General features: G+C 71.1%; 6 protein-coding genes and 1 tRNA gene. 3 read left to right on the top strand and 4 right to left on the bottom strand.

The features are described 5' to 3' along the window. Positions 1-261: 261 nt before the first annotated feature. Together ACFWZ5_RS29375 and ACFWZ5_RS29370 are read right to left on the bottom strand one after the other, a co-directional pair. Positions 262-335, bottom strand: a tRNA-Met gene (locus ACFWZ5_RS29375). A 47-nt stretch (positions 336-382) separates the two neighbouring features. Beyond that, positions 383-1,618 carry an alginate lyase family protein gene (locus ACFWZ5_RS29370; protein ID WP_384804737.1) on the bottom strand — a complete coding sequence of 412 codons (1,236 nt, stop codon included), beginning with the start codon at positions 1,616-1,618 and terminating at the stop codon, positions 383-385. 231 nt (positions 1,619-1,849) lie between these two features. Here ACFWZ5_RS29370 and ACFWZ5_RS29365 point away from each other — a divergent pair, with 231 nt between their 5' ends. From ACFWZ5_RS29365 to ACFWZ5_RS29355, 3 genes are all read left to right on the top strand, one after another. Beyond that, positions 1,850-2,347 carry a SigE family RNA polymerase sigma factor gene (locus ACFWZ5_RS29365; protein WP_384804735.1) on the top strand — a complete coding sequence of 166 codons (498 nt, stop codon included), beginning with the start codon at positions 1,850-1,852 and terminating at the stop codon, positions 2,345-2,347. Further along, complete coding sequence (gene cwsA, locus ACFWZ5_RS29360) at positions 2,340-2,831, top strand: cell wall synthesis protein CwsA (RefSeq protein ID WP_384891551.1); 492 nt, start codon at positions 2,340-2,342, stop codon at positions 2,829-2,831. Before ACFWZ5_RS29365 ends, cwsA begins: the two co-directional genes overlap by 8 nt. A gap of 145 nt (positions 2,832-2,976) precedes the next feature. After that, entirely contained in the window at positions 2,977-4,212 is a 1,236-nt protein-coding gene (locus ACFWZ5_RS29355) for a mannosyltransferase family protein (protein ID WP_384794436.1), read from the top strand. A 325-nt stretch (positions 4,213-4,537) separates the two neighbouring features. Here ACFWZ5_RS29355 and xerC read toward each other — a convergent pair whose 3' ends face one another. Together xerC and ACFWZ5_RS29345 are read right to left on the bottom strand one after the other, a co-directional pair. Continuing rightward, positions 4,538-6,121: a tyrosine recombinase XerC gene (gene xerC, locus ACFWZ5_RS29350; protein WP_384794434.1), complete on the bottom strand. Its 1,584-nt coding sequence runs from the start codon at positions 6,119-6,121 to the stop codon at positions 4,538-4,540. Further along, a complete protein-coding gene (locus ACFWZ5_RS29345; RefSeq protein WP_384794432.1) occupies positions 6,122-6,754 on the bottom strand; it encodes a hypothetical protein in 633 nt (210 codons plus the stop codon). Positions 6,755-6,788 lie beyond the last annotated feature (34 nt).

Genomic DNA, 6,788 nt, shown 5'->3' with positions numbered 1-6,788 from the left:
GGGGTCCCCCCCCTTCGCCCCCCCGGGGCAACCCCCCCGGGGGGGGGCCCCCCCGGGGTCCTGGGGTAACGGGGGGGGGGGGGGGAAGAGGAGAACCACCCACCCACCCGCACCAGAAAAGTGAACGCACCCCACCCACCTTCCCGGCCCCCCGCCGCAAGGCGACCGGACGTGCGCCGTGTGGGTGAGCGCACCGCCCACGGATGCGCAAAAACACCAGAGGCCCGGAACCATCAATGGTTCCGGGCCTCCGGCCAGCAGTAGCGGGGACAGGATTTGAACCTGCGACCTCTGGGTTATGAGCCCAGCGAGCTACCGAGCTGCTCCACCCCGCGTCGGTGAACCCAACAGTACGCCATCGGGGGCGGTGAAAGCGAACCGGTTACGTGTTCTCGGCATGGGTCAGCGTTTCCCAGGCCACGAAGAGGTCGTCCGTGCCCTCCGGCCGCCGCTCCCGCGTGAGCTGCCGGGTGCGCGGAAGATCCATGCCGAGGCGCCCGCGCAGATGGTTGAGGGCGACCTCGGTGTCGGGCCCGAGGTCGCGCTGGACCCGGCCGCCGCACAGCCAGCCGGGCGGCTCCGCGCCCAGCTGGTACGCGGCGTGGAACTCGAGCGCGGCCCGCAGCCGGTCCTTGACCTCGCCGTACAGGTCGACGCCCTGGTGCCAGGCGGTCTCGGCGATGTGCGCGGTGGCGGCGAGCGAGTACCCGGTGTGCTTGAAGTTGCGGCAGGTCTCCTGCGCGAGCCCGTCGGCGAAGGTCCTCTGCCCGAACCAGTACCTGCGCAGTTCGTCCGGCGTGTCGATGTCGCTGCCCTTCGGCGCCACCGGCACGGGGCCGTCCGACTTCAGGTAGAAGTAGGCGGGCACGCGGGTGCGGAAGTGCCGTACGGCCTTCTCGAACGCCGCGTGGTCGTCGAGGAACACCGCCATGCCGATGGCCGCGTCGGCCATCACGAGGTCCCAGTTGCCGTTGAACTCGGCCGATCCGGGCAGCACCTGGGGCAGGTAGGCGGTGCGCAGCATCCGCTCGAAGCGCAGGAGTTCGCCGTCGCTCCAGCCGTCGTACGTGTACCGCACGGCCTCGGCGGCGCGCGCCCAGGACGAGGCGGCCCAGGCGGTCTGGAGCCCGGCGTTGCCCTCGGTGTGCCGGGTGATCACGCGGGACCAGGCGTCCATGATCTGCACGGCCTTCGCGGCGTGGGCGCGCTCGCCGGTGATGTTGTAGAGGAGGGCCTGGGTGTACGCGGCCAGGGCGTCCTCGCGCTCCTCCACGCACCCCTGCCCCGGCCGGGTGTCGGGCGGGCAGACGACGGTCGCGTAGGGCTTGGCCTGGTAGGCGTACGAGGCGTACTTGCTGGCCGCCATCTGCCGGTACGCCTTCGACCAGGGCTCCTGGTGTGCCGCGATCCGCGCCTTCAGGCGGTCCAGCTGGGCCTTGCTGACGAGGACGCCGGGGTGCGCGAAGGGCCGGTCGGCGGGGCGTGCGGGCCGGGTCGCGGGGTCGCCCGCGTCGCCGGAGCCGCCGCCGCAGGCCGTCGCGGCGAGCGCGAGGAGCAGGGCCGCCGCACCCGCGGCGAACCGGTGCCCCCGTCCGCCGCCACCTGATCCAGCCGCCATGCCGCACCTCCGATCGGGTTACTGGCAGCGTGGCCCGCGGGCGGCGCGGGCGCAGGATCTGTTGGGCCGGTCGTGGCACGCGGCGGCCCCGCGGCCTCGGGGCGCCGCACCGGGAGCGCGGTCGCGGGGCACTGTGACGGCGATCACCGAGATGTTTCGTATCCGGTGTCAACCGGATGCGGCCCGGCGGGCGTATGCGTGGTGAGACCGAGGAGATCCGGGAGCCATCTGTTGACCGTCGAGGAGTTCGAGGAGTTCTATGCGCGCGCGGCCGGGCGCCTGACGGGCCAGTTGTACGTGATGCTCGGCGATCTGCACGAGGCGCAGGACGTGGTGCAGGAGGCGTTCGTCAAGGGCTGGAGCCGCCGGGGCAGGCTCGACCGCGACGGGCAGCCGGAGGCGTGGATCCGCACGGTCGCCTGGCGGCTCGCGGTCAGCCGCTGGCGGGGCCTGCGCCGGTCGGCGGCGGCCTGGCAGCGCAGTGGCGCCCCGCCGCACGAGGAAGGCCCAGGACCCGAGTCGGTCGCCCTGGTCGAGGCGCTGCGGGACCTCCCGCCGCAGCAGCGCCGCACGCTCGCCCTGCACTACATGTGCGACCTGACCGTCGAGCAGATCGCCGGTGAGACCGGGCTCTCCGCAGGCACCGTCAAGACCCATCTGTCCCGCGGCCGGGCCTCGCTCGCGCGCCGCCTCACCGATCCGCGTACCGAGGAGGTCCACGGTGGCTGAACCGCACGACCCTCTGCGCTCCCTGTTCCAGGAGGCGGCGGCCGCCGGACGGTCCCGCGCCGACCTGCCGCCCGTCTCGGACATCACCCGGCGCGGCCGCAAGGCGCACCGCACGTTCGTCACGGCGGTCGCCGTCACCGCGACCCTGGTCGTCGCGGGCGCGGGCGCGGCGGCCCTGGTCCACCGCTCCCAGACCCCGACGCCGCCCGCGACGGTCCCGTCGGTGCCGTCCCTGTCACCCGACTCGTCCGAGCCGCCCGTGCCGTCCGAGACGACGGCACCCGACACCACGGACCCGACCTTCTCGCCGTCGTTCACGGGCTCGCCCACGTTCCCGCGTACGGAGTCGCCCGTCAGGGAGACGGGCCTGCCCCTGAGTGACCCCTCAGGCTCGGCGCCGCCCGCCGGGGCGACCACCGACCGGGCGGACTCCACGACACGGCCGCCCGGCACGGAGTCCACGAGCGGCCCTCCGCCGACCTGACCTGACACCGGGCCCGCGCCCGCCCATCCCGCCCATCCCGTCCGTCCATCGCACCTCGCCGCGTACGCGCCTAGGCCGCTGCGTACGCGCCTACGCCGCCGCGAGGCGATCCCGCACACCCCGACCCGCCCCCGGAGGCACCCGTATGCCCGTTTCCTCCCCATCGAGGCCCGTGGGCCGGAACCTCCGCTCCCCCGCCTCCGTACCCGACAAGCCGTCCGCACCCCCCGCACCCCCCGCGCCCCGGCGCCTGCTGTCCCGCGACGACCTCTCCGTACTCGCCCTCTACCTCCTCACCCGCGCCGTCATCTGGACCACCGCCTACAGCGCGACCCACCTCTTCCCGTCCGACCCGAAGGCCCGGCACGCCGCGTCGCCGCTCTCCGCCTGGGAGCAGTGGGACTGGTGGCACTACCTGCGCATAGCCCAGGACGGCTACTTCCCCGGCGGCCTGGGCCCCTGGTCCACCGAATGGGACAACCGGGAGGCCTTCTTCCCCGGCTTCCCGCTCACCCTGCGCGCCGTCCACACGGTCGTGCCCGACTGGACCGCCGCCGGGCTGCTCATCTCCTTCGTCTCCGGCGGAGTGGCCGTCCTCGCGCTCGCCCGCATCGCCCGCCGCCATCTGCCGGGCGCCACCGCCGCGGGCCGCCGCACCGTCCTGTTCTTCCTGCTCTCCCCGTGCGCGGTCTTCCTGGCGGCGGGCTACACCGAGGCCCTCTTCCTGGCCTTCGCCCTGCCCGCCTGGCTGGCCGCGCAGCGCCGCGCCTGGCCGCTGACCGCCCTGCTCGCCTGCCTGGCCACGACCGTCCGCGTCAGCGGCCTCTTCCTCGCCGCGGCCCTCGCCGTGCACTTCCTGACCACGGTCCGCACCCACCGCGACTGGCACGCCCTGCCCTGGCTCGCGCTGCCCGCCCTGCCGCCCCTGGCCTACAGCTGGTTCCTGCACGACCGCACCGGCGACTGGATGGCGTGGAAGCACGCCGAAGAGCGCGGCTGGTACCGCGACTTCCACGCCCCCTGGGAGACCTGGCAGAACACCTGGGAGGCCGCGTTCGGCCACTCCGTGGGCATCGGTTACGCCCTGGAGTTCCAGGCCGAGCTCCTCACGATGGTCCTCGGCGTCCTCCTGACGGGCTTCCTGCTGCTGCGCCGACGCTGGCCCGAGGCGACGTACACCGGACTGACCCTGTGCGCCCTCGGCACGTCCTACTGGTACATGTCGATTCCCCGAGCCACGCTCCTGTGGTGGCCCCTGTGGATCCTCCTGGCCTCCTGGAGCCTGCGCACACCCCGCGTCCACACCGCCTACGTGTGCCTGGCGGCCCCCCTGATGCCCCTCTGCGCCCTCACGTTCCTGACGGGCCGCTGGGCGGGCTGACCCCCCTGCCCTCCTGACGACAGCAGAAGGCCCCAGGTCGGACTTCCCGACCTGGGGCCTTCTTCCGTAGACCGTGTGGGACTCGAACCCACAACCAATGGATTAAAAGCCTCCGGAGACCCCGAAACGATCACTGTCGGGCCGTTCCGGATCATGCCGTCGAGTGCCGCAGCATAGAGAAACAGCAGGTCATACCCAGCCCGGTGCTACTGGCCCATGCCGTCCGATCCGCCCTGTACCGGCCCGTTCCGAAGCATCCGGGCCAGCAGCGGGCCAGCAGAAAGGCCCCGCCACCTGCGGTGACAGGGCCCGTTCTCCGACCACGCTACGCCGCTGGCTCCTCGGCCGGGCGCCTCCGGGCACGCGGCACGGCCGCCGCCGCGCGCTCGGTCAGATCCTGCTCGTACTCCTCGAACAGTTCCATGTACGTGTCGGAGGTCAGCGCGATGGTGGAGTGACGCAGCTTCTTCTTAGCGTCGTGCAGGTCGCCACCTCCGGCCTTCACGAGTCCGGCCGCGCTGTGGCGAGTGTCCCGGAGGTTGACCGGCGGAAGATCAGCCCTCTTCACGATCCTGTCGAACTCCCGGCTCACGACGTCCGGGTGAAGCCAACTACCGTCCTCGGCGGTGAACACCTTCCCCGTGTTCGCCCAGTCGGCCACGTCCTTGCCCGCTGCCCGCTCCCTCGCCGCCCTCTCGTTCCAGGCGTCACGCTCGGCGGTCTGGCGAACCTTGTGCTCATTCAGCACGATCACGGTTCCGTAATCGATCATGACCGAGGCCGCCGAACCGTCTGTCTTCGGCGCGGTCTCAATCGGCGTCCACCCATCGACGACGATCTCCGTGGTCACGTCCACCCGAGGCGGCGCCTGTTCAAGATGGCAGTCCGCCCATCCCTGGCCCACTCCCTCACCACGACGCAGGCCGTGATGGGTGATCAGGTGGTAGAGGGCGTAGAGCCGGTGGCCCACGGCCGCGTCCAGGAACTCACCGAGCAGTTCGGGGGTCCACACCATGACGGGCCCCGGAACCTCGCCCGTCTCCCGCCAGCGCGCTATTCGCTCGGCGGTCCACAGAAGTCCCTTGGGCCGAGCCGCCGCCTCCAACTCGACGTGCGCCGCCGCGTTGAACGTAATCAACTGCTGCGCAATCGCCTTGTTCAGGGCGGTGCGCAGCGTCCGGCGGATCGCTTGCCGGGTCGAGGGGCCGTTCGCCTTGCGATACGGCTTCATGTCATCGAGCTTGGCGCGCTCCGCCGCGAGTCGTTGGCGCTCGCTGGCCGGCGGGCGTCCTGGCTTCCCCCACCGACAACGCGCTTCCTGCTCGCGCCGGGCCTGGTTCTCCGCACGGATCACGTCCGACTCGTCGGCGATGGCGTCGAACATCTCCTGAACGTGGCCAACGGACAGGCGGTCAAGGCGGAGGTGCCCTAACCGCGGTTTCAGGTGCACGCGGATGTGCGAGGCATAGCCGTTGTTCGTCGTCTTCCGGGTCTTCTTGGCAGCGAACCACTTGTCCAGCCACTCACCAACGGTCATCTTGCCGTCGAGCGGCACGCCGACCCCGAGACGCCGAGAGACCTCGGCAGGCGGCGGGATCGGCGCTCGGCGCTTGGCTACGTCGGCCAGCAGGTCGCCGACTCGCTGCTGCGCGTCCTGGTCATCCCCTGCAAGGTCCAGGATGGCGCGCACGCGGTCGAGGTCGGCCTGCGCTTCCTTGACGGTGTCGTACCCGGTGCGACGGAAGGTCCGGCGCGTGTTCTCGGCAGTGCGCGGTAGTTCTTGGCGTATCGCCGGGCGCCCGTGAGTTCGCTTCTTCAGATCCGGGCAAGCAGCCCCGAGCAGCTTCCCATTGCCCCCTCTGCATTCGCAGCGCCGGTAAACGGCTCCCCCACGACGGCTACTGGCCACCTAGCTTCCTCCTCTGTCGGTCTCTGGCAGAAAGCCCGCTTTGCGGGCCCGGTGAATCCACGAGCGAACTGTCGCGGGGTTCGCCTCTCGACTCCGGGCGATAGCCGCCGCCGGGTCTTTTACTCCAGCCAGCGTGTGCGTCGTGTACTCCATCGCCACGCTGGCCAAGTGCGTCATGCTCTTGCGCCTGCGCATGGCGCCAGGCGTCGACACGTCGGCGATGTCTGGGTAGTGCTCCAAGGCAAGCTCTTGGGCTTCCCAATCAAGGTCGTTCTTGTATGCAGGTACAACATCGAGCTTTTGCCCCTTCATCAGGTAGGCGTCCACATGCAGGCGCGCGGCGGACTCCCACCGCACTAGCGGCAGGTTTCGGATGTCACCGATGGGGAGCCTTCGGTATTCGTCGTACGAAAGCCCCGGAGCCGGTCGAAGACTGACAGCGACGGGGGCAAGGGTGTACCCCGGCCGTGCGAAGTACTCGAAGATCACGCACCAGCGAGACATCCGCGGGTGGGCGACTGTTGCAGTGAGAGGCACCACCCCTTCCGGCCCGCCATCGAGTGGCTCGCCCTCCGTGACTGTGACGTTCAAGGGCTCTTCAGGCTCGCCCTCTTGGCGAGGCGTGTTGGACATGTCGCCATCGTCCCCGCGCCGCACCAGAAGTGCA

This window comes from Streptomyces sp. NPDC059003, from assembly GCF_042740445.1.
Classification (GTDB): domain Bacteria; phylum Actinomycetota; class Actinomycetes; order Streptomycetales; family Streptomycetaceae; genus Streptomyces.
The sequence above is the reverse complement of the archived record's forward strand: the minus strand, read 5'-3'. Positions and strand labels throughout refer to the sequence as shown.